13 protein-coding genes are annotated in these 24587 nt (G+C 61.4%); 10 read left to right on the forward strand and 3 right to left on the reverse strand.

Annotation, left to right across the window (positions count from 1 at the left end; genetic code table 11):
- Positions 1-56: 56 nt before the first annotated feature.
- The 9 genes from PSH86_RS12750 (at position 57) to PSH86_RS12790 (ending at position 19347) form a co-directional block, all read left to right on the forward strand.
- Positions 57-2537: a hypothetical protein gene (locus PSH86_RS12750; RefSeq protein WP_305490118.1), complete on the forward strand. Its 2481-nt coding sequence runs from the start codon at positions 57-59 to the stop codon at positions 2535-2537.
- A complete protein-coding gene (locus PSH86_RS12755) occupies positions 2522-3628 on the forward strand; it encodes an Ig-like domain-containing protein (RefSeq protein WP_305490121.1) in 1107 nt (368 codons plus the stop codon). Before PSH86_RS12750 ends, PSH86_RS12755 begins: the two co-directional genes overlap by 16 nt.
- Before the next feature lie 326 nt (positions 3629-3954).
- The gene (locus PSH86_RS12760; protein ID WP_305490123.1) at positions 3955-7968 is read left to right on the forward strand and encodes a hypothetical protein; all 4014 of its coding nucleotides are present in this window, start codon (positions 3955-3957) and stop codon (positions 7966-7968) included.
- 63 nt (positions 7969-8031) lie between these two features.
- Positions 8032-8952, forward strand: coding sequence for an Ig-like domain-containing protein (locus PSH86_RS12765; RefSeq protein ID WP_176688098.1), 921 nt, complete (start codon positions 8032-8034; stop codon positions 8950-8952).
- Positions 8949-10568, forward strand: a complete 1620-nt coding sequence (locus PSH86_RS12770) for a hypothetical protein (protein ID WP_163854112.1) — start codon at positions 8949-8951, stop codon at positions 10566-10568. Before PSH86_RS12765 ends, PSH86_RS12770 begins: the two co-directional genes overlap by 4 nt.
- 268 nt (positions 10569-10836) lie before the next feature.
- On the forward strand, positions 10837-13746 hold the full coding sequence (locus PSH86_RS12775) for a hypothetical protein (RefSeq protein WP_305490125.1): 2910 nt from the start codon (positions 10837-10839) through the stop codon (positions 13744-13746).
- Positions 13747-14063: 317 nt separating this feature from the next.
- Complete coding sequence (locus tag PSH86_RS12780) at positions 14064-17048, forward strand: Ig-like domain-containing protein (RefSeq protein ID WP_305490127.1); 2985 nt, start codon at positions 14064-14066, stop codon at positions 17046-17048.
- Positions 17049-17339: 291 nt separating this feature from the next.
- Positions 17340-18041, forward strand: coding sequence for a response regulator transcription factor (locus PSH86_RS12785; RefSeq protein WP_122566285.1), 702 nt, complete (start codon positions 17340-17342; stop codon positions 18039-18041).
- Between the two features lie 4 nt (positions 18042-18045).
- A complete protein-coding gene (locus tag PSH86_RS12790; protein ID WP_212802289.1) occupies positions 18046-19347 on the forward strand; it encodes an ATP-binding protein in 1302 nt (433 codons plus the stop codon).
- Between the two features lie 84 nt (positions 19348-19431).
- Here PSH86_RS12790 and PSH86_RS12795 read toward each other — a convergent pair whose 3' ends face one another.
- Both PSH86_RS12795 and pncA read right to left on the reverse strand, forming a co-directional pair.
- Positions 19432-20073, reverse strand: a complete 642-nt coding sequence (locus tag PSH86_RS12795; protein WP_116832106.1) for a DUF1345 domain-containing protein — start codon at positions 20071-20073, stop codon at positions 19432-19434.
- Positions 20074-20114: 41 nt separating this feature from the next.
- On the reverse strand, positions 20115-20768 hold the full coding sequence (pncA, locus tag PSH86_RS12800) for a bifunctional nicotinamidase/pyrazinamidase (RefSeq protein WP_109755173.1): 654 nt from the start codon (positions 20766-20768) through the stop codon (positions 20115-20117).
- A 446-nt stretch (positions 20769-21214) separates the two neighbouring features.
- On the opposite strand from pncA, the gene PSH86_RS12805 reads away from it, so the two are divergent.
- Entirely contained in the window at positions 21215-23293 is a 2079-nt protein-coding gene (locus tag PSH86_RS12805) for a bifunctional diguanylate cyclase/phosphodiesterase (RefSeq protein ID WP_109755172.1), read from the forward strand.
- A gap of 7 nt (positions 23294-23300) precedes the next feature.
- On the opposite strand, the gene PSH86_RS12810 is transcribed toward PSH86_RS12805, so the two are convergent.
- Positions 23301-24401 carry a DNA alkylation repair protein gene (locus tag PSH86_RS12810; protein WP_163854100.1) on the reverse strand — a complete coding sequence of 367 codons (1101 nt, stop codon included), beginning with the start codon at positions 24399-24401 and terminating at the stop codon, positions 23301-23303.
- Positions 24402-24587 lie beyond the last annotated feature (186 nt).

Here is a 24587-nt window from a genome sequence, read left to right on the forward strand (position 1 = left end):
ACACGTCCCACGGCATAAATCACTCTGTTGCCCCTTCCGTGAGCGGAGTGCCTGCCATGCTGATTCAACCCAAAAAAACACCTGCACCGCTGGCCCTGCGTGCCCCGGATATCCCCGGGCGCACCGAGCAGGACCTGCCTTCGGGGGAGTGGGGCCTCAACTTCGCCGCGGTCCAGGGCAATTTCCCCGACAAGGGGCTGAAGGTTTATATCCTCGACTGGACGGGCATGGGGATCGGCGACAACGTCAAGTTGCTGTTGGACGGTGGTGCAGTCGATCAGCATACGATCACCGACAACACCGAAGTGGGTGAGCGCGTGACTTTATGGGTCCCTGCGGGGCGCTTGCTGACCGGCTCCCACGAGCTGACGTATGTGGTCAAGCGGCCCAGCCAGCAGGATGAAACCTACACCCCACCGGTCAGGCTTTACGTCAAGCTGGAGCTGCCCGGTGGCCAGGACACCGACCCGGACCCCGGTTCCCATTCCGAGCTGTACATGTACATCGACCCCGCGCTCGTCGAGGATGGCGTCGACCAGGATGCTGCCGAGAACGGTGTCGACATCACCGTCCGGGCCAAGCCGGGCAGCTCGAGCCCGTTGCCTTACCCGAACATTGCCGAAGGAGACCTGATCCACTTGAGCTGGGGCGGCGAGCCGGTAACGTCCGCTCCGGTCACCCAGGCGCAGATCGACCATCCGGCCAGCAACCCCATCATTGTCCACGTCCCCAAAGAGGTTATTCGCGATGTCATAGGGGACTCAGGTCCCGAAGGCCTGGTCGTGACCTTCAAGATCCACGACCTGGTGAACAACGTATCCGAGGACTGGTGCCCGGAGACACGCCTGGTGGTCGACACCGGCAGTTCGCGGCTGATGGCGCCGATCCTCGAACAGGCCGACGGCAACGTGCTCGATCTGGACACGCTCGGCGATGAAGCCCTGCAACTTCAGGTATGGGCCGACGACACGGCATTATTCGCCAAGGAAGACGTGATCATCATGCGCATCAAGGGCACTACCCTCTACGGCGACCCGGTCGAGGACACTGCTCGCCAAGCGATCGAGGAAAACCCGCCCACCGTGGTCAATGTCCTGCTGGACAACAGCAATGCCCGCGTCCTCGCCAAGACCCAGGCAGTGTTCTCCTACAAGTTGGAGCGCGGCGGCACGGTCATCCAGCAGTCCAAGGGCCGTTTCGTCAACATCATCGGCGAGCCCACTCAGCTGGCGGCACCCATTGCCGAGGACGCCCAGAACGGCGCGCTCGATCCAGACCTGACCAGCACCCGCATCCGCATTCCGTTCGATGAGCGCATCGAAGAGGGCATGGCCATCGAGCTCAAATGGTTCGGGACCCGTGCCGACCTGAGCAGCTACGAACCGGAGCTGGACTGGTACTTCCCCAGCAAGGACGAAGTCGATGCCAAGGAGGATTTCTTCATTCCCGTCGAGGGCCGCCATCTCAAGACCCTCGAGGGCGGTACCCTGGACCTCTCGTACAACCTGCTCAGCGACGAAAATGGCGAGATCGTCAGCCGCTGCTCGCGTCATGCGACGCCGTTGAACGTGGGTGAGCCATGGCTCGAATTGGTCAAGCCCATCGTCGTCGGCGAACAGGACGGCGCGCTGGAACCTGGCGACCTGCCCAACGGCACCAGCAAGGTCATCTGCCCCGATCCGGTCAACAACCCGACCAAACCCAAGGACGAGGTGACCTGGCAACTGCTCGATGCCCAAGGCGTGCAACTGTTCGAGGACTCCAAGATCCTCAATGCGCTGAACGCCGGCAGGGATGTGGAGTTCCCCCTCAACGCTGCCTTCGTGCAGCAATATTTCGAAGCCCATCGCGGTGAAGAACTGACCGCCGACTACAACATCCTGCGGTTCGAGACCGGCAGGTACAGTTATTCAAACCCCTTGGAGTTTGTGATCGGGACGGCGCTGGACCTGCACGCGCCATCGGTGAAAGAGGCCGACGGCGCGACGCTGAACCCGGTCAATGCCAAAGACACGCTGACCATCGAAGTGCCGGTCAACGATGACCTGCTGCCCACCGACAAACTGAAGGTCACCTGGACCGGTGCGCCGGGAACGCCTGCCGAGGGTTCATATACGTCGGGGGAGTCGTTGGTCAGCGATGGGTTGGCTATCGAAATCCCCAACAGTGTGGTGGCCTTCAACCTGGACAAGTCTGTGACGGTTTCCTATGTGATTATCCGGGGTAGCGAGGATCCCATCCCTTCCCCTGATTTTGACTTGGCGGTGCAGCCCCTCAAGCAGGACGATCTGTTGATGGCTAAGCCGAAGATTCTGCAAGCCGCTGGCAATGGCGAAGGGCTTGAGCTGGATCTGAGTGCCATCCATTCCGATGTCATTTGCGGGCTGGGGATCTGGCCGCTTATCGCAGTGGGTCAAGATGTCTGGCTGCGTCTGAAGGGGACGAAAGCCGACGGTACCGCCAATTACAATTGGATATCTGGGCACCACCACCCAGAGGGCCGAGGGTCGATGAAGAGTGGGTGGACAACGGGGTAAAACTTGCCCCGGCGACCGCCTCTTACAGCTATTTGAAAGAGCTCAAGCACGGTAGTGAACTGACGGTAGAGTTCAAAGTGGACTTCAGCAAAACCACCAACGAGGCCGAGGCGCAGATTTTCCCAATCCGAACCTATGTCGTTAACGCACTGCCCGACGTATTGCCGCCGCCGGACGTTGTCGAAGCCGATGCCAATCATGCGGTCGACCCCAGTGTGTTGCCCGGCGGGATCATTGTTCGGGTCCAGCCATTCGAAGGCATGGTCATCGGCCAAGACATCACCATGACCTTCGAAGGCACCGCTGATGGCAGTGCCACACAGACCAAACGGGTCGAGCGCATCGAGCCGATCGACTACGCAATTACCCAGGCGACCCTGCTGCCCAACAGCGATCGCACCGTGAATGTGTTCTATCAGGTTTTTCGCAATGGCCAGCCAATCACCGAGCAATCCCTGCGCTATCCGCTGAAAGTGCTGGGACTGGAATGGAACAATTTCGTGGTCAATGGTTGGAACACGCCTAATTTCCAGCCCACTACGGCTTTCTACGGTGCATCCTTCCAGCGAACCGTCCGTCGCGCGGTCGGGACGGTCACCTACAGCTCCTCCGACTCAGACCTTGTCAAAGTCGACTCAGCGACCGGGGTGGTCTCCTTCGCCCTGCGTGGGACCGTGCCAACCACTGTTACTGCCCGCGATGGGGTTATGCGAACAATTATTTACACGCTCAACGCGCCTGCCAAGTATTTCGACTTGACCACGCTGGCAAAACGGGATGTACCTGAGCACTACGCGTTTGTACAGGCCAATGCAGGGAAGGGGTATCGGCCAGCGCTGCACGAGGACTGGAGTTCTAACACCTCTACTCGGAAAATCGGATGGCTTTGGAACGAGTGGGGCAATCTTCACGCCTATTATCCATACTGGCCGGAAGACACTGGACAAGATCAACCCATCTGGCTCGTCAACGATCCGGGCGGGACCGTTGGCTGGCGTGGTGGTTCGTACCTCGGACGCCCCACTCATTGGTCGGCCAACAGTGCAGGCCAAGGGCGTCGCTGGACGATCTGCTATGTTCTGAAGACATAGACGATGGCCAGGTCTTAAACCGTATAAAACCACAACCTGTGGCGAGGGGATTTATCCCCGTTGGGCTGCGCAGCAGCCCCAAACCAGGCGCTGCGGTCGCCAAGGTGAGACCGCGCCAGCCGGTTTTACGACTGCTGCGCAGCCGAGCGGGAGCAAGCTCCCTCGCCACGGGGGGGCGTTCATGTCCTTGCCCAGACAGGGGGGGCCAGCAAACCCCGACCATTCGTCTGCAACCCGCTCAAACCTGTCAGCTCTGACAGTAGTCAGCGAACACGACCCACGTCATAAATCACTCCATCGTCCCTTCCGCGACCGGAGTGCCCGTCATGCTGACTCAACCGAAAAAAGACGTCTCAATCCTGGCACTGCTCCCTCCAGACATCCCCGGGCGTACCGAGCAGGACCTGCCTTCGGGCGAGTGGGGTCTCAACTTCGCCGCGGTCCAAGGCAATTTCCCGAACAAGGGGCTGAAGGTTTACATCCCGGCCTGGACGACGACCATGGGCAAAGGCGACAACGTCAAGTTGCTGTTGGACGGCGGAGAGGTCGATCAGCACACGATCGTCGACGACACCGAGTTGGGTGAGCGCGTGACTTTGTGGGTGCCGCCGGGGCGCCTGTTGACCGGGCCCCACGAGCTGACGTATGTGGTCAAGCGGCCCAGTCAGGCAGATGAAACCTACACCCCACCGGTCAGGCTTTACGTCAAGCTGGAACTGCCTGGGGGCCAGGACACCGACCCGAACCCCGGTTCGCATTCCGAGCTGTACATGTACATCGATCCTGAGCTCGACGGTCACGTGGACCAGGAGACTGCTGAAAAGGGTGTCGACATCATTATCGAGGCCAAGCCGGGCAGCCCGAGCCCGTTACCCTATCCGAACATTGCCGAAGGCGACGTGATCCATTTGAGCTGGGGCGGCCAGCCGGTAAAGTCCGCTCCGGTCATCCAGGCGCAGATCGACGACCCGGTCAGTAACCCCATCATTGTCCACGTCCCCAAAGAGATTATTATCGATGTCATAGGGGACACAGGCCCTGAGGGCCTGGCCGTGACCTTCAAGGTCCACGACCTGGTGGACAACGTCTCCGAGGACTGGTGCGCGGAGACGCGCCTGGTGGTCGACACCGGCAGTTCGCGGCTGGACGCGCCGATCCTCGAACAGGCCAACGGCAACGTGCTCAACCTTGACACACTCGGCGATGAGGCCCTTCGCCTGCAGGTCTGGGCCGACGATGTCGACTTGTTCGAGAAGGACGATGTAATCATCCTGCGCGTCAAGGGCACCACCCTTGACGGTGACCCGGTGGAGGAGACGGTTCGCCATCCGATCGAGAAAAACCCGCCCGTCGTGGAGGTTGTCCTGTTGTCCAACAGCACCGCCCGCGCCTTGGCCAAGACTCAGGCTGTGTTCTCCTACAAGTTGGAACGCAATGGCATCGTCATCCAGCAGTCCAAGGGCCGTTTCGTCAATATCATCGGCGAGCCCACTCAACTGGCGGCGCCCATTGCCGAGGATGCCCAGAGCGGTGCGCTCGATCCCGACCTGACCAGCACCCGCATCCGCATTCCATTCGACGAGCGCATCGAGGAGGGCATGGCCATCGAACTCAAATGGTTCGGGACCCGCCCCGACCAGAGCAGCTACGAGCCGGAGCTGGAGTGGTATTTCCCCACCTGGCAGGAAATCAGGGACAAGGAGGACTTTTTCATCCCCGTCGAGGGTCGTCACCTGAAGACCCTCGAGGGTGGCACCCTGGACCTCTCGTACAACCTGCTCAGCGACGAAAACGGCGAAATCGTCCGTCGCGGTTCGCGCCATGCGGCGCTCTTGAACGTGGGCGAGCCACAGTTCGAGCTGGTCAAGGCCATCGTCGATGGCGAACAGGACGGTGCGTTGGAGCCGGGCGACTTGCCCAGCGGCATCAGCAAGGTCACCTGTCCCCCTCCCGTGGCGACGCCGACCGTCGCCAAGGACGTGGTGAGCTGGCAATTGTTCGATGCCCAGGGTGAAAAACTGTATGAGGACTCCAAGGAGCTCAATGCGCTGAGCGCCGGCAAGAAAGTGGAGTTCCCGCTCAACGCGGCCTTTGTGCAGCTATACTTCGAAGCCCATCGCAATGAGGAACTGACGGTCAAATACGACATCCTGCGGTTCGCGACGGGCAAGTACAGCTATGCAAATCCCTTGGTCTTCGTCATCGGCGAAGCGCGCCAACCGTTGCTTGATCCCGCCTCGGTCCGCGAGGCCGTCGATGACGTGCTGGATCCGGCCAATGCCCTCAACGGTGCCCACATCGACATCGAGCCCAACGATCCGGAAAACGCTGGGGATCGCTTTTACGTGACATGGACCACCGAGGATGGCGAGCTTCGATTTGCAGATGACAAGCGGATCACGGGCGCCCAACAAGGCCAATTGGTCGAGTTCCCGGTGCTCCGCAGCGTGGTGCTGGCCAGCGTGGACCAGACGGTCACGATCAGTTATTGGGTCGTACTGCTCGAAGGGGACGAACAGCCTGGAAAGGATTACGAACTGTTGGTACAGGCGCAGGCGTTCCGGTTGCCTGAAGCCACGTTCAAGGAAGCGACGGGGGAGCAGGAAGACCAACTCAACCCTGACGATGTTTTTCCTGGCGGCGCCACTGTGGTCATCAAGGCCTCGGCTCTCCTGAAGACCGATGATGAGATTACCGTGACGGTAGTAGGACAGAGCACGACCCATTACCCGCACACGGTCCTGCCTTCGGAAGCCGACAAGGAGCTGAGTTCGATCAAGGTGCCCCACGCGGTGATCAACGCCAATGACGGCCACAGCATTTCCTTGAGCTATACGGTCGTGCGCAAGGCCGGGGGCACGGACGGGCCGTCCACCCCCACCGAGTACGACGTGCGCAAGGTGATCGGCGCTGGAACCTTGAAGGTCATGGGCGCGCGCTACACCCGCAGCACCTACCGGGCCTCCGGCGCCAGCCGTGTCTTGAGCGCATTCAATGCCACCACCGGCCAGCCTGTCCAGGCGCAGTGGAAGTACGCCACCGACAGCCAGTGGGAGACGGCCGCCACCTGGCGCGATATCGCCCCGCATCAACCGTTGCAGGTGCGTACGGCCGACGATCAACTCACCCTCAATCCGGCCAATATCATCGGCAACGGGATAGACACAACCGTGACCGGCCAGGCGGCCTTCGTGGCCCATCGCGATGTCGGCGACGTGCTCGGTTGGGGCAATGCCGCCTATGGCGGCGCCATTCCTCCCACCATCATCACCATGGATGACATCGTTGAAGTGAGCTGTACCCGTAGCGCCTATGCGGCCCGCCGGGCCAACAGCGCCGTGGTGACTTGGGGAACCAGCACCGAAGGCGGGCTCATGACCGGGGTCGATCCGTTGAACTTTACTCAGGTCGTGGGCAATGCCACGGCGTTCACCGGTTTGAAAACCACGGGTCGCGTGGTCGCCTGGGGCACGGCAGCCAACGGCGCTACCGTTCCCGCGGCGATCGGCGACCTGGTCGACATTGAAGAGGTGGTCGCCGCTGGGCAAGCCTTCGCAGCCCTGCGCACCACTGGACATGTCGTCGCCTGGGGGCTGGCCGCCAACGGCGGAACGGTGCCGACAGACATCGCAGGCCTCACGGACATCAAAGTCGTGCTCGGCAGCTATGGCGCTTTTGCCGCCTATCGAGGTAACGGTCGAATCGTCGCCTGGGGTCATGCCGACTATGGTGGCAGCGTACCAGCAGACATCGCGGCCATGACCGACATCATCGAACTGAGTTGTGCCAATGCCCGGGCCATTACCGCCCGGCGCGCTACGGGCCAGGTCGTCGCCTGGGGAACCGCGGCCTATGGCGGCACGATCGATCCGTTGATTGGAGGGCTGACGGACATTGTCGAGGTCTGCTCCACCTGGCGTGCCTTCGCGGCACGGCGACGCAATGGCCATGTGGTGGCCTGGGGCACCCCGGCGGAGGGGGGCGAGGTACCCGCGGATATCGCAGCCCTGGATGACATCGTTCAGGTAACCGGTTCATCGATGGCCTTCGCCGCCCTGCGAAAAAACGGCACCGTGGTGGCGTGGGGCAATGAAACGGTTGGCGGCGATACCTCGGCGGTGGTCGGGCAACTGACGCAAGTGCAAGCGCTCTACAGCAATACCCACGGTTTCGTGGCGCTGACCGCCGACGGTCGGGTGGTGACCTGGGGACATGCCGCTGGCGGGGGCGACAGCAGCGCGGTGCAAGACCGACTGGAGGGCAAGGTTTCCTACAAGGCCAGCGCGGCCTCAAGGGGGCGGGCACTCCAAGCCAATCGGTTGGCCGGCCTGGTCCGCTAACCCCCGCCGACACTTGGACATCCGGCGGGCTGCCGGATGTCCATCCCTTCAGGGAACACCGTCATGTCAAACACTTTTGATTTGCAAGAACCCTCCGTGGACGAAGCGCCAGGGGACGTGCTGGACCCGGCAAATATTCCGCCCGGGGGCGCGACTGTCCGGATCAAGGCCTATGACCCCATGGAGTTCCGTGACAACGTCACGTTGCATTTTTATGACCAGCTCATCGACTTCGTTCCCATCGGCGCCAATGATGTCGACAAGGACGTGGAGTTTCCCGTCAGGGCACAAACGTTCCTCGATCACGCCCGGGACAATGTCGTGCTGGTGCGCTATGAAGTGCAGTTCAAAGGCGTCGGCACGCCGGAGAAATCAGCGGTACTGACATTGACCTTGAGCGCCGGCTTCGAAGCCGACGCTACCCTTGACCTGAGCGACAAAAACTACATCGCCGCCGTTGAAAAACCACCCCTGCAAGTCCCCGATTTCGCACGCCTGACGCGCACGGCAGAGTGGGGTAGTGCTCCCTATACGTTCAGCAGCAGCGACCCGCAAATCGCCAGTGTCGATGAGCGCAGCGGCGAGGTCACCGCCCGGCGCAACGGCCAATGCACCATCAGCGCCACCGACAGCGGCACGCCGGCGCAGACCCAACGCTTTTCGCTGACCGTCAGGGGCATTCGGGAGCTGCATTTCCTGAGCCCTGACGCTCACTGGGAAGGCATGCAAAACGTCTGTACGGCGGCCGGTCTCGAACCCGTGACGCTGGCGCAGATCAAGCAATTCTGGACGCTGTACAGCGCCGGGTTACAGGAGGGTGTTGGGACCTACCTGGGCTGGTTGAACTACCCCGTATGGACCGGCACCCTGGTCGGGGCCGGAACGGCCTGGCACTACGATCTCAATGGCAACGACGTCAACGAAAACGCCAGCAGCTCGGACCTCGTCACACACCACCAGGCGGTAGGCATTTCCCGGCCATGAACACCTGTGTGAGTCGCCTGATGCATGCGCTGTCGGTATCGATTGCCATGCTGATGGCTGTGCCAGTCGAGGCGGCCACGGGGCCGGAAGTGGCGCAACTGCTCAACCGTAATTTCCAGCTCACCCCTGGTGAATGCGCCGCGCAGAAACCGGCCCATGCTTGCAGCGGTGTGTTGGCGCGGGGCAGTCCGTCATCGGGGCCGTTCTGGCAACCCGACCCGGTGTCGTCGCAATTGGGTGCGCAAAGCTTTACCTACCTGCGCGCCGACCTGGGCACTCGCTCCCTGGGGCAGCCCAATGGGGTGCTGCTCAGCGACGGGTTCACGGCCATCAGCCAGGGTAAGACGCTGGACGTGCTGTGTGCCTATCCTTTTTCATTCACCTTGCAAGGCGATCGTCCCGACTTCGGTTGTGGTTGGGGCATGGCCAATGCCACGGCGGACGCCTCCTCGTGTGCGGCCCAAGGCGTTAGCGATGCCCAGGGCTGGCTCGAACACTTCCGCCAGCAAAACCAGCAACCGACGGCCCAATGCTCCTTGAGCACCCTTGAACCTGAACCGTTCAAGGCGAGCCTGGTGGCCCATGAAGGCCTCGACAGCACCTGGTCGGTTCAGCCTATGCAAGTCCAGGTCAGGAACTGGGACGCCAGCGCGCCGAAGCAGATACCGATGCTCGGCCTGTTCTACGACGTCACCCAGGCTGACGCCTTGCTCGGTGCATTGAAGGACCAACGTGATTACTTCAATGCCACGGGAGACTGGTTGCCGATCCTGCGCATGGATTTGAGCCAGGCGCCGGAGGCGGTGTTCGGTTTCAATCTTCAGGATCAGTTGTACGTCGGCCATCAGGTTGCCGCGACGATGAATGCGCGTTTTAGCGCTACCGCCGCAACCTGCCGGGATGAACAGCCGGCGTTCAAGTGCAACGGGGTCCTGATTCGGGCGGCGGACGCATCGCCCAATTTTCATGCCTGGAACCCAAGCCAGAATTCGATCGGGCGCAATGGTATTTCATTTTCCTACATCAGAGCCGATGTCGGTACGGTACGTTTAGCGGGTACGCAGGGTTACACACTCAAGGAAACCTTTGCACCGACAGGTCATCCGGTGACCCTGCGCTGTGCTTATCCCGCCAATGCCGGGACCAATGCGATTCCCGACAGTTGCCGCGCCAGTTGCAGGTCGCAGGGTGTGATAACCGTCGACACCTGGCGCACAAGATATGCCAGTAACCCACCCACCAGCTGCGCGTTTGAAACGACGCCCGAGGCATTTCAGCTCAGCATCGACGTGCGCCAGTCCATCGCTCATTCGTCTTACATAGGCGCCTGGAACGAAATCATCGTTGCGGTCTGGCCCGATGACATTCCCCGGGAACTGCCCATCGAAGCGTTTTTCTACACGTCGGGAAACGCAACGGGATTGGCCAATGCCAGGTTCATCCAGCGCGACTATCTGGAGCAGGCCGCGCTGTTCCTGCCCATTGTGCGCTTGAACCTCGCCGCCCCTCAGGTCCATCCATTTGCCTTCGACGCGCAGGATCAAACGGTCCAAGGCACATCGATGCGAACGCTGACCGAAGGTATTACACCCAACCCGAACCCTGAAGGGTGGTGATGGCTGAATGAAAAGGTATCCGGCCGCGCCCAGGCTGAAGTCGCTGCGACCCCATCGTATGGCCCAGGAACCCTGGAGTAGCCAGCTCATGTCGTTAATCCGCACCCTGGTGCTTGTCCTGCTGTTCGTGGGGGAACCGGCGCTTGCCGTCACCGGCCCGGAAGTCGCGCAGTTGCTCAATAGGCATTATCAGAACACCGCGACGCAATGCGTGGGGGACAACCCGGCGTATTTCTGCAGCGGTGTGCTGGTGCGCGCAAGCCAAGGCGTGGACGAGTTCTGGAAACACGGCGCTGTGTCCACTCAGTCAGGCGCCGAGGGCTTCGCCTACCTGCGGGCTGACCTCGACACCCGTGAACTGCCGCAGGCAAACGGCGTGATCTTCACCGACTCGTTCACCGCCATCGGCCAGGGCAAAACCCTCGACGTGTTGTGTGCCTATCCCTTCGAGCTGACCCTTACAGGCAACCGCCCCGACCATGGTTGTGGCTTGTCAGCGGCAACCGTCGCCACGCAAGACGTCAGCTCATGCGCCGCGCTAGGGATCGCCGATGTTTCTGGTTGGCTCGCGCATTTCCAGCAACAGAATCAGCAGCCCGAGCGGCAATGCTCGCTGAGCAGCAGCGATCCGGCACAGTTCAAGGCCAGCCTGGAGGCCCATCAACTGATCGATGACACGTGGTCGGCCAAGCCGAATCTGCTGCTGGTCAGGAACTGGGATGCCCAGGCCCCCAAGCAGATGCCTGTGCATGGCTTGTTCTATGACGCGACCCAAACGGGCGCCTTGCTGGGCGCACAAAAGGATCAGCGCGACTACTTCAACACCACGGGTGATTGGTTGCCGATCCTGCGGATGGACCTGACCCAGGCGCCGGATGCGGTGTTTGGCTTCAATCAGCAGGACCAGCTCTACATCGGTTATCAGGTCGCGTCGAGGCTCAATGCTCGGTATGCCGATACCGCCATGGCCTGTCCCGGTGACACCCCGGCCTACAACTGCAATGGCGTGCTGATTCGAACCACCGATGCTTCATCGGCGTTTCGTGCATGGAATCCCAGTGACGGTTCCATCAGCCGAGATGGCGTTTCATTTTCCTACATGCGGGCGGACGTCTATGTGCCCAGGCTCGCCTGGGCCAAGAACCAGGGGCTGATCATGAAAGAGCTGGCGGCCCCCACCGCGTATCCGCTCACGGTACGCTGCGCCTATCCGTTCGACGGCGCCACGTTTTATCGCTCGAACAGTTGCAACGAACATTCCGGCGCACCACAAGTCAGCAGACCCTGCGCCGAACAGGGCATTACGACCGAACACGAATGGCTGGCGCACTTCAACGGGCTGGCCAGTAAATTTACGTCGTGCAGCTTCACGGGCGAAACCATACCCTTTGCCGTCAGCCTCAAGGGCAGGGCTTTACTGGATGACTCGGTGCAGAGGGGGCAACACAATGAACTCATCATCGCCAACTGGCCGCAGAACATTGGAGAGCAGCTTCCCCTCGAAGCTTTTTTCTACGTGGCTGAAGCGGCCAGGCCCAACGCGGTATTTTTTCAGCGCGATTACTTCCAGCACACCGGGCGCTACCTGCCAATCGTGCGGGTGGATCTTGCCGCGACGGACGCAAAGGTCTTCAGTTTCGATCCAGAAGACCTGGTGCTGCCCAAGCCGAAGATTCTGAAAGCCGCCAACAATGGCGAAGGACCTGAGCTGGACCTGAATCAGGTAACAGGCGGCGCCAGGCTGAACATCGACGGCTGGCCGCACATGGCGATAGGTCAGTACGTATGGTTGCGCCTGAAGGGGGAACAGGCTGACGGCTCGCAGCATGACTACCCAGTGTGGGTCGCCCCGTCGCGGGTCACGCAGTCGGAATATGATCGCGGCTATCTGTATACCGACATCCCGTACAGTTACCTGCAGCTACTGCGCGACGGCAGTACGCTCACGGTGGAGTTCAAGGTGGCGTTCACCTCGAGCACCGACGAAAACCTGGCTTTTCCTTTCCCGCTGCGCACCTACACCGTCAACGGGCAGGTCGTACCGCTCGCCCCCTCGGTGAAAGAGGCCAATGGCACGACCTTGAACCCGATCAATGCCACGGACTCATTGACCGTCGTGGTGCCCGCCGACATCGCCCTGCTTCCCGATGACAAACTGAAGGTCACCTGGAGCGGTGCGCCGGGAACCCCTGCCGGGGGTTCATACACCTCGGGTGAATCGTTGGTCAGCGCCGGGTTGCAAATCCCGATCCCTGGTCGTGTGGTGGCCTTTAATCTGGGCAAATCGGTGAAGGTGTCCTATGAGATCATCCGGGGCAACGAGGACCCCATTCCCTCGCCCGAGCTCACCCTGGCGGTGCAGCCCATTGCCCAGGATGACCTGCTGGTGGCCAAGCCGAGGATATTGCAAGCGGCCAATGAGGGTGAGGGGCAGGAGCTGGACATCAACACGCTGACCGGCAACGCCACCGTGCGTATCGACAGCTGGCCCCACATCGCGGCGGGCCAGTACGTGTGGCTGCACCTGGCGGGCACGAAAACCGATGGTTCGGCCTATGAACGCACGCTCTGGGGGCAAGCCAATGGGAGCCGGGTTTCCGATCAATGGGTCTCAGCCGGTTTTGCAACCAACACCGCATTGATTAACGAACTACGGGAATTGCGCGACGGCAGCACGCTGACGGTGGAGTTTAAAGCCACCTTTGACCAGAGCATCGTCGAAGCCGAGGCGGTGACGTTCCCGTCTCGATCGTACACCGTTCGTGGACAGCGGCTGCAGGATCACTACACCTCTTTTGACGGCGGAAACAAGCATGGCTGGTCCGAGGGACAACTGTTTGAGGTCGTGCAGGAAGCCGGCAACTACTTTGGGCGTCTGGGAGCGGGGCCGGGGGGAAGCGGGGCCACCGGGGTTGCCCGCCTGCAACTGCCATTGCAGCCGGATGTGCGCTATGAGATCAGCTTCGTTGGCCGTTCGCCCTCCGGTGCCAACCCTTTGGTTTTTGCATCGAGTTACTCAGCGGGCGAGACGGTGCTTTATTTCAATCTTTCCAGTGATTGGGCGCCCTATTCAAAAGACTTCACCTTCAGTCAATTACCCGCCTACGTGTTGTTTAGTTCGGGCTATAGCCAAGGCGGCATGGTCGACCTGGATAACATTCGTATACGCCAACCATAAGGTTCCAGGAGCCACGTGGCCCGTTGATTGAACTGGGCCAACGCGCCCAGCCTTTGTGGCGAGGGAGCTTGCTCCCGCTGGACTGCGCAGCAGGCCCAAGTTTTGGTTTGGCACAAAATGCTTGGGGCCGCTTCGCGACCCAGCGGGAGCAAGCTCCCTCGCCACAAAAGCTTGGGCTGTCCGACCATTCATCAGCAATCTGCCCCTACCTGTAAGTTCTGACAGTAGACGGCCTCCCTTCAGCACGCGTTAATTCCCTCTCCCTCGCGCCTACCCGTCGTATTGGCACGCCCCTCGACCGCTGAGCTCAGGTTCCCATGAAAAAGCGATTTCCACCGCGCTACTCGCCTGAAAACCGTCCGCTGGAAGGCCTTGATCCGCCATGGATTCCCGGCTGGACCCAGCCTGTCGAGAACTACGATGGCGGCATTCCGGCGCGGCTGGCGGAGGGTGGTTTGCTCTGTGTCGTCGATCCCTGGACACAGATGGAAGTGGGCGACACCTTCAAGTTCTACTGGAATGACACGAGCACCCCCGTCTGGAACACTGAGATCGACCTGGCGCAAGAAAATCAGCAACTGGTGTTCCGCATCGATGAGGGCCATATCGTCCGGGGCGATGCTTTTCCGGTGTTCTACAGTGTGCTGCGCGTCGGTGGGACGCGCCCTGAAGAGTCCGATCCGCAGTGGAAGCTGCTGGTCAAACTCGACCCGCCTGGTGGTTTCGATGAGGAGCAGGGCACCCCGGGCCATTCGGGCCTGCGCTATTCGATTCCCCAGGACATCGTCGACAACGGTGTCGGGCCGGGTGACACGGGCGGTGTACCGGTCACCATCAAGCCTTACCGGTTCATGCGTCGCAATGACCGGATCAACGTGGCCTGGGGTTCAGAGAATGTCTATCACACGGTGGCCGATGGTGAGGTGGACCAAGAGATCACGGTCACCGTGCCCCAGGAAGTCATCGAGCGGGCCGGCGACAGCGATGGTATTGCTGTCGCCTATCAGGTGGTGGATGAATGCGGCAACTATCCCGGCGGGTACTGGCGCTGGTCGGCGACGACCCCGATCCTGGTGGATTTGAACAACAACCGGCTCGATCCGCCGTTGGTGTTGGTCAACGGTTTCCCCACCGAGGAAATCGACCTCGAGGAATTGGCCGCAGAGCCGGTCACTGTGCGGGTAACCGCCAACCGCTACGAACATGCCGTTGGCGATATTTTGCGCCTGACCTGGCGCGGCACGTCCGCCGACGGTTTTCCAGTGGACGTCGGCCCTCTGGAAAAAACGGTCGAGACCATCCCCTATTACTACGACTTCACCATCCCCTATGACGACGTGGCCGCCATCGCCCGGGGCCGGGCTTCGGTCGCCTATGTGCGGATCAGAAGCGGTGAAGCCGATCGTCCCTCGAAGAGCTCGGCCGTGACCGTGGTCGGCGATAACCGGCGCTATGGCCCGCCCAGTGTCGTGGAGGCGATCGGCAATACGTTGGACCCGGACCTGAATTTTTACACCCTGTCCGTTCCTTACTATGCCGGGCGCAACCCCGGCGATCAGATCATCATCGTGTGCGAAGGCCTCACTGCCGCCGGTCATCCGACTTACCACGATGTGCCTGTCATCGTAGCCGGGGAGGCGGTTGGCGCCCCTGTACTGGGTAACTTGCCAAAAGCGCAGGTCAAGCGCCTGGATGGTGGTTCGCTCAAGGTTTATTACAGCGTGAACGGTCAACCCGATTCGGATGTCCTGGAGCTGACCGTGGGCGTCGCGGTGCCTTCGCTGCCCATCCCGACCGTCGTTGAAGCTCCAGACGATGTGCTGGACCCGGACGGCGTGAACCCGGCCATTGGGGCCAACGTCATCGTGCCCTATACCGAAACCCTGCCCGAGGATGTGGTCGTGTTGCGCTGGCGCGGCTCGTCGAGCAATGCCCCGGACCAGCCAAGAACCTTGACTGCGAACACCGCGGGCCATCCGGTGCCCTTTACCGTGCCGTTCACTTACGTGAGTGGCAACCTGAACGGGACCGTGGATGTCAGCTACTCTGTTACCCGTGGGACTACTTTGTTGGGCAACTCTATCGTTCGGCACCTGAGGGTGGGTTCGGCTCAACTGGTTGATCCAACCATCGACTCGGTCAAGGATCCGCACCAGGTCCAAATCGCCAACGGCGGGTACACCGTCGAGACCAGCGTCACCCTGAGCGGCAAGGCCGCGAAGGGCCAGAGGGTGGAAATTTACGATGGCGCCAACTTGAAGGGCACCGCCAATGTCAGCGAGGACGATGAATGGAGCCTGACGGTCAGTGGCTTGAGTGTGGATCCTCATATCTTCACCGCCAAGGCGCTCTACGGTGATAATCCAGTGTCGGGGCCTTGGGGAATCAATGTGGTTGCCGTCGAGCAGCCGAGGATCGTCTGGGTCAAGGATCCCAACCAGGTCGACATCAGCAACGGCGGTTATACCCTCGCCACCAGCGTCACCCTGGGCGGCAGCGCTTCCTTGGGCATGCAAGTACAGATCTTCGACGGTGCCGACTCGAAGGGCATCGTCGATGTCGATGGCAATGGTCACTGGAGCCTGCCGTTGAGCGGGCTCGCCGAGGGGCCCCACATCTTCCACGCCAAGGCGCTGTACAGCAATTATCCAGAGTCTGAACGTTGGGGCATCAATGTCGCGAAGCCGCTGGTGATCGATACCAGCCCCGTATACCTCAACGGATTTTTCCTATACATCGGACAGCCACGAAACGGTACTCCAATGCCGGCGGGCACAACAGTGACTCGCACGCCCATAACGGGAAATCCTGGGTACACCTACTACACGTCAAACGGCAATGTCGCCCGCGTGAATGTCTACGGTACGGTTGAAGGGTGGGCCAACGGACAGGCGACGATCACGGTCGTCGATGTCTCCGGGCAAACAGCGTCCTATGCGGTGATCCGCTCGAACGCCTGGCATCTGGCCATGATCCCCAGCATTACAGGGGGAGAAGCGCCCGCCTGGGCAAACTCCCAAGGGGCAGCGAACTCATTTGCCGAACCCCCGCGTCCGGACGGCGGCACCATGCAAGCCATTCGAACTTATTACGTTGTTCCCATCGGGTTTAACTACAGACACTGGACCGGCGCATTCGAGAACGGCAATCCCCTGTGGCCACTTTGGGCGAACCCCTACACGGGGGAGATCAGTACGGCGGCGATTCAGGATTATTTAGGTGCCTACTGTCGAATCCCCTATAACTCGGGCCAGGTGCTGGCAAGTATTCCAGACTCACAACCGGACAGTGGGCAACGTTGATCCACGTAACCGATATACCCATGCGCGGGCGGTGTTCCCTGCGGGCTATCGATCTCAGCCTAGGCCGGTAAAGCTTTGTAGGCAGTGTGTGAAATTGTGTAAGGGGTTTGCTCGTAGGTGGATGAGGGCGTATATCCTTGGCAGCTTTGAGATCCTCTGCGCCTGACAGGCCTTATCGCGAGCAAGCTTCGCTCCCACAGAGATGTTCGGTACGACACAAAGCCACTGTGGGAGCGAGCTTGCTCGCGATGAGGCCCTGCCAGGCGCCACAGCACTTTTCTGGAAACACCCATGCCCAACATCCTCCTGGTCGAAGACGACACCGCGCTCTCCGAACTGATCGCCAGCTACCTGGAACGGAACGGCTATCAGGTCAGCGTGCTCAGCCGTGGCGATCATGTGCGTGAACGGGCGCGGGTCGATCCGCCGGACCTGGTGATCCTCGACCTGATGTTGCCAGGGCTGGACGGCTTGCAGGTCTGCCGCTTGCTGCGGGCCGACTCGGCGACCTTGCCGATCCTCATGCTCACCGCCCGGGACGACAGCCACGACCAGGTCCTGGGCCTGGAGATGGGGGCCGACGACTACGTCACCAAGCCTTGCGAGCCCCGGGTGTTGCTGGCGCGGGTGCGCACCTTGTTGCGCCGCAGCAGCCTCACCGAGCCGCAGACGGCGAACGATCGCATCCTCATGGGCAACCTGTGCATCGACCTGTCCGAGCGCACCGTGACCTGGCGCGGACAGCCGGTGGAATTGTCCAGTGGCGAATACAATCTGTTGGTGGTGCTGGCCCGGCATTCCGGCGAAGTACTGAGCCGCGACCAGATCCTGCAGCGCCTGCGCGGCATCGAATTCAACGGCACCGACCGTTCGGTGGACGTGGCGATTTCCAAGTTGCGGCGCAAGTTCGACGACAACGCCGACGAAGCCCGCAAGATCAAGACCGTGTGGGGCAAGGGCTATCTGTTCAGTCGTTCCGAGTGGGAATGCTGAGCCGATGTGGAAGCTGCTAATTCGCCTTTACCTGGTCACCATCGTTTCCTACAGCGCGGCGATCTACCTGATGCCGGAACTGGTGATCCGCCTGTTCCACGAGCGTTTCCTGACCTACAACCTCGATTACTCCCGTGGCCTGCAAACCTTGATGGTCAAGCAGTTCCGCGCGGTGCCCAGCGAGCAGTGGCCGGCGCTGGCGGCGCAGATGGACCAGGAGTTCGCGCCGCTGCGCATCGAACTGGCCGCTGTCGATGACGGCGGCTTCAGCGTCGATGAGCAAGCGCGGCTCAAGCGCGGCGAGAATGTGGTGCGCCTCGGCGACTGGGCCTGGCGAACCCTGGCGGCGGCGCCACTGGATGAGCGCACAGCGGTGAAGATGGTGGTGCCGCCGGACCCAGCTGATGTCAGTTGGTTGTACTGGAGCATCAACGTGTTGATCGGCGCGACGATGCTGGCCTGCCTGTTGCTCTGGCTGCGGCCGCACTGGCGCGATCTGGAACGCCTCAGGCGCACCGCCGAGCGTTTCGGTAAAGGTCATCTGGGCGAGCGTACGCACATCGCCTCCAGTTCGAACATCGGCAGCCTGGCCCACGTGTTCGACACGATGGCGGGGGACATCGAGAACCTGCTCAACCAACAGCGGGATTTGCTCAATGCCGTGTCCCACGAACTGCGCACGCCCCTGACGCGGCTCGACTTCGGCCTGGCCCTGGCGCTGTCCGATGACCTGCCGGCGCCCAGTCGCGAGCGTCTGCAAGGGCTGGTGGCGCACATTCGCGAGCTGGATGAGTTGGTGTTGGAACTGCTGTCCTATAGCCGCTTGCAAAACCCGCAACGCTTGCCCGAACGGGTCGAAGTGGCGCTGGACGAGTTCATCGACAGCATCCTGGGCAGCATCGACGAGGACCTGGCGGCACCGGACGTGGTGATCGACGTGCTGTTGCATGGGGCCCTGGAGCGTTTCGTGCTGGACCCACGCCTGACCGCACGGGCGTTGCAGAACCTGCTGCGCAATGCCATGCGTTATTGCGAAAAGCGCATCCAGGTCGGCGTGCGGGTGGGTGAGCAAGGCTGCGAGATCTGGGTCGACGACGACGGCATCGGTATTCCCGACAGCGAACGCGAGCGCGTGTTCGAACCGTTCTACCGCTTGGACCGCAGCCGCGACCGCGCCACGGGCGGTTTCGGCCTCGGCCTGGCCATCAGCCGCCGGGCCCTGGAAGCCCAGGGCGGCACACTGACCGTCGAGGCCTCGCCACTGGGCGGCGCGCGCTTCCGGTTGTGGCTGCCCACACCGTCCTGAGGTTGCCTACTCTCTATTGCTCGACGCTGACCCTGTGGCGAGGGAGCTTGCTCCCGCTGGGCCGCGAAGCGGCCCCAATGCTCTTCACCCAAACAAACCCGCCGCAATATTGATCGAAAACCCCAGGATCGCCGTATTGAACACAAACCCGATCAACGATTGCGCCAGCACGATCTTGCGCAACTGCCGCGTGGCGACCCCCACGTCGGAGGTCTGCACCGCGACCCCGATGGTGAACGAGAAATACAGGAAATCCCAATAGTTGGGCGTGGTCAGCCCTTCGGCAAACCGCAGCGCCGGCTCCTTGCCCTCCCAGGTGTAATACAACCGCGCGTAGTGAACGCTGAAGATCACCCCGATCAGCAACCATGAACCGATCACGGTCATTGCCGTGAAGCCGTAATGCAACAACTTGCCGGCGGCTTGCAGGTCGCGGCTGCCGGCCAGCTCGAAGGTGATGGTCGCCAGGCTGGCCAACGCTGCGACGCAAACCATCAATAGCACCAGCCCGGCATTTTCATCTTCGATTTCGGCGATGCGCTTCACATCGGGCGCCTTGGCCCGCACGGTCAGCCAGAACATCAGCACCAGGTAGGTCCAGACACCGACATTCCAGCCGATCAGGATTTTGCTGATGACCGAATCCACGGGCACCAGGATACCCACCGCCAGGCCAAGGACCGTGGCGCTGGAAAGACGTGGGTGGGTACGGGCGAGGAAGGGCATGGAGACTCACTGTCCGGAAAGGAGATGCCTAGTATGAGCCATCAAGCGAAGGGCCGACCGTCTATCGCGCTGGACTCGATCAATTGCACGCCCGCTTCCTGCATCCGCCGGATCGCCGCCGCCATCGAGCCCTCCCGATCAATGCCCCGGCAGGCATCCAGCACCACAAATGCGTTGAACCCGGCCAGCCGGGCATCCAGCGCCGAGAACATCACGCAAAAATCCAGGGCCAGCCCCACCAGGTACACGGTGTCGATGCCACGCTCCTTGAGGTATCCGGTCAAACCGGTCGGGGTCTGATGGTCCGCTTCCATGAAGGCTGAGTAGCTGTCGATGTCCGGGTTGCAGCCTTTGCGGATGATCAGCTTGGCATGGTCAAGCTTGAGCGCCGGGTGCAACGCGGCACCGTGGCTACCCTGCAGGCAGTGGTCGGGCCAGAGTGTCTGCTCGCCGTAGGGCAATTGGACAGTGCCGAAAGGTTGCTTGCCCGGGTGGCTAGAGGCAAACGAAGCATGCCCGGCCGGGTGCCAGTCCTGCGCGAGAACAACGTGCCTGAAGGATTGGCCGAGCCGGTTGATCAACGGCACGATCTCATCACCCCCTGGCACAGCCAGTTGGCCGCCGGGGATGAAGTCGTTCTGTACATCGATCACCACGAGTGCGGTGGTCAAGGCCCGGTTGGCTGAAACGTTCATGATTGGATCCTCCTTGAAGTGGTTCTTCGAGAGTAGCTGAACGGCCCGGGCCCCGCGTACAGACTGACCCACCGCCATCGCGAGCAAGCTCCAACAGGGGGATTTGGGCCGGGCACAGGATTTGTGTTCACTGAAGATCCATTGTGGGAGCGAGCCTGCTCGCGATGGCGGCGACACATTCAACACTGATGCAAGCTGACCCACCGCTATCGCGAGCAGGCTCGCTCTCACAGGGATATCTGGGCGGGCACAGGATTTGCGGTGAACGAATGATTGATGGCTTCAAAATTTTTCACCCTGTTGGGAGTAGTGTCTTTCGTCGAAAATACTCTCGAGTTGATGGCTTTTTGACATTTGGCTCGTGCGTCCCTGTCACGATTAAGTACAATCGCCGGCCTCCAACCGGGCATGGAAGCAGTCCGGTTCTCCAATTACGAGAAAAAACCATGCTCATCGGCAGTTATTCCCCCGCCCTGGTTTCAATTTCCTTGTTTGTTGCCGTGCTGGCTTCCTACACCGCGCTGGACCTGGCCGGGCGTATCGCGACCGCCCAAGGGCGCGCGGCGCATTTGTGGATGGTGGGGGGCGCATTGGCGATGGGGGTGGGCATCTGGTCCATGCATTTCATCGGCATGCTGGCGTTCACTTTGCCGATCGAGCTTGGCTACGACGTATCGATCACCGCGTTGTCGCTGCTGACCGCCATTCTCTCCAGCGGTTTTGCCCTGTGGCTGGTCAGCCAGCCGCGATTGCCGGCGTGGCAACTGGCTTTTGGCGCGCTGATCATGGGCGCTGGGATCAGCGCCATGCATTACACCGGCATGGCTGCACTGCGGATGCAGCCAGGCATCGATTATGACCCGACGCTGTTCGGGGCTTCGCTGGTGATTGCCGTCGGCGCGTCTGCTGCGGCGCTGTGGATTGCCTTTCGCCTGCGCCAGAACACTCCCCACGTGCGGTTGGCTCGCGCGGGGGCCGCGGTGGTCATGGGCATTGCCATCGTCGGCATGCACTACACCGGCATGGCCGGGGCACGGTTCAGCGAGGGCAGCTTTTGTGGCTCTTTGGACGGCTTGAGCGGCAAGGGCCTGGATAATCTGGTGTTGATCACCACCCTGGCGGTGCTGGCCATTGCCTTGCTGACCTCGATTCTCGACGCGCGCCTGGAAGCCCGGACCGCCGAGCTGGCCCAGTCCCTGACCCAGGCCAACCGGGAACTGACCCAGTTGGCCCTGCACGACCCTCTCACCGGACTGCCCAACCGTGTATTGCTGGCCGATCGTATCGACCAGGCCATGCACCTTGTGCAAGAGCAGGGCGGTTGCTTCGCCCTGATGTTCATCGACCTCGATGGTTTCAAGCCGGTCAACGATGCTTTCGGCCATCACATGGGCGATTTATTGCTGCGGGACGTAGCCCTGCGCCTGCGCGAAGACCTGCGCAGCCAGGATACCCTGGCGCGGATCGGCGGTGATGAGTTCGTGCTGCTGGTGCAACTGGTCGAGCCCGACGATGCCCTGCGGTTGGCGGCACGTCAGGTCGGCTTGATCGGACGCACGTTCCGGGTGGCTGACCATGACTTGCAGATATCCGCCAGCGTCGGCATCGCCCTTTACCCGGGCAACGGCCGGAGCGCCGAGGAACTGCTGATGAATGCCGACGCGGCGATGTATCACGCCAAGGGCGCCGGCAAAAACGGCTACAGCTTTTTCGACGCCTCGATGAACAGCAATGCCCGCAAGCAATTGCAACTGTTGCAAGACCTGCGCACGGCCGTCGAACAGCGGCAGTTCAGCCTGCATTACCAGCCCAAGTTCGACGCGGCCAACGGCCGTCCGGTGGGGGCCGAGGCCCTGTTGCGCTGGACCCACCCGACCCAGGGCCTGTTGATGCCCGACACGTTCATCGACCTGGCGGAAAAGACCGGCTTGATCATCCCGATCGGCGAGTGGGTACTGAACGAAGCCTGCCGGCAGATGCGCGAATGGTATGTGCTCGGTTATACCGACTGGCGCATTGCGGTGAACCTATCGGCCTTGCAGTTCTGCCACACCGGCCTGGTGCAGAGCGTGGCCAAGGCGCTGGAGACGCATCAGCTGCCGGCCAACAGCCTGACCCTGGAAATCACCGAAACCACCGCCATGAGCGATGCGGACGCGAGCATGACGGTGCTGCAACAGCTCTCGGACATGGGGGTGGACCTGTCCATCGACGATTTCGGTACCGGCTATTCGAGCCTGATGTACCTCAAGCGCCTGCCGGCCAACGAGTTGAAGATCGATCGCGGTTTCGTGCGTGACCTGGAACATGACAGCGATGATGCAGCCATCGTCTCGGCCATCGTCGCCCTCGGCCAGGCCCTGGGCTTGCGGATCGTCGCCGAAGGCGTGGAGACCAATGTGCAGCAAGACTTCCTGACCCAGTTGGGCTGCGATTCGCTACAGGGCTATCTGCTCGGTCATCCGCTGCCGGCCGAGCGTTTCCTGAAGGAGATACGCCAGGCCAAACGCGTAGCGGTGGTCTGAGGCACCTTCAGGGGACGATATCGAACGCCGTGCTACCCATTCGCTCGCCGTTGACCAGCAGGTGCACGGCATGCCGGCCCGCGTAATGCTTGCGGGTGGTCAGCTCGCGAATGTGTTGGGAGCGACTGAGGTTGACGCAGCCCCGGGCGGGCAGGTCGAAGGTCTTGAGCTTGAAGACTTTGGCCGAGGTGCCGCCCGAGGCTTTCACGTAGTCGACGGCGTAGTCGATCACCAGGCGCTGGCTCTGTTCAAGGGTTGATTGCACCTTGAAGGACAGCGTGACCTGTTCCCCCAAGCGAATCACCGCAGGCGTCACCTGCAAATCCAGTACCTGGACCTGCGCCTTGCCGCCCACCCCGATGATGCCCAGTGCCCTGGGGTTGCCTTGTTTGATCAGGCTACGCAGGGCATGTCGGGCGATCCACGCCGTATGGCGGTCTTGCAGAGGCCAGCCTTCGATCCGGTCCAGCACCCAGTCCGGATGCTGCTTGGTGACGTCGTTGAGGTGGTTGGCCACCGATTTGCGTACATAAAGGCTGTCGTCGGCCTTGAGCGTGTCGAGGATCGCGGCGGTGAGGTCAGGGTTGGCCTGGATCGGCTCCAGGTGAAACGACCATGGCAAGCGTGGCCGGCTGCCTTCGCTGGCCAGGCGACGTACGTGCTCGTTGGCGTCCAGCGCCCAGCCGTGCATGACCTTGAGGGTGCGTTCCAGGTCGTCGCGCAGAAAGTGCCGCACGGCGAACTCCGAGGAGCCGAACCGGGTGAAATACTTGAGTGCGTCCAACGACACGTCGAAGCGATGCCGGCCGTAAGACGCTACGTAGTGAGGCAGGAACATACTGACGAACATGCTGTTCAGGCGCGGGGCCACGGCGCGCAACACCTCCAGCGACGCTTCATAATCGAGGGGCAGCACCGCATGCAGGCATTCACTGACTCGGGCCATGCGCTGCATCACCGACAATTGGGCCAGCCCGTCGTTGGCCATGTGCAAGAACGCCTTGGCGTCGAATGCCGGATACACCGCTCGCATTTCGCCGGCGATGTGCTCCAGGCGGGCGCTGTTGAAGATTTCCTTGAGGGCAGGGGAGGAGGTGGTGGTGCTCATAGAGAGGGCGTCCGGCGAGTGTTGTAGTTCCAGGCTCGTCACTATGCCATGCGCGACCCGTGGCGAGGGAGCTTGCTCCCGCTCGGCTGCGCAGCAGTCGTAAACCCGGTGAGAGCCATATCACTGGATGACCGCGTCGCCTGGATTGGGGCTGCTGCGCAGCCCAGCGGGAGCAAGCTCCCTCGC

It is taken from the genome of Pseudomonas sp. FP2300 (assembly GCF_030687595.1).
Taxonomy (GTDB): domain Bacteria; phylum Pseudomonadota; class Gammaproteobacteria; order Pseudomonadales; family Pseudomonadaceae; genus Aquipseudomonas; species Aquipseudomonas bijieensis.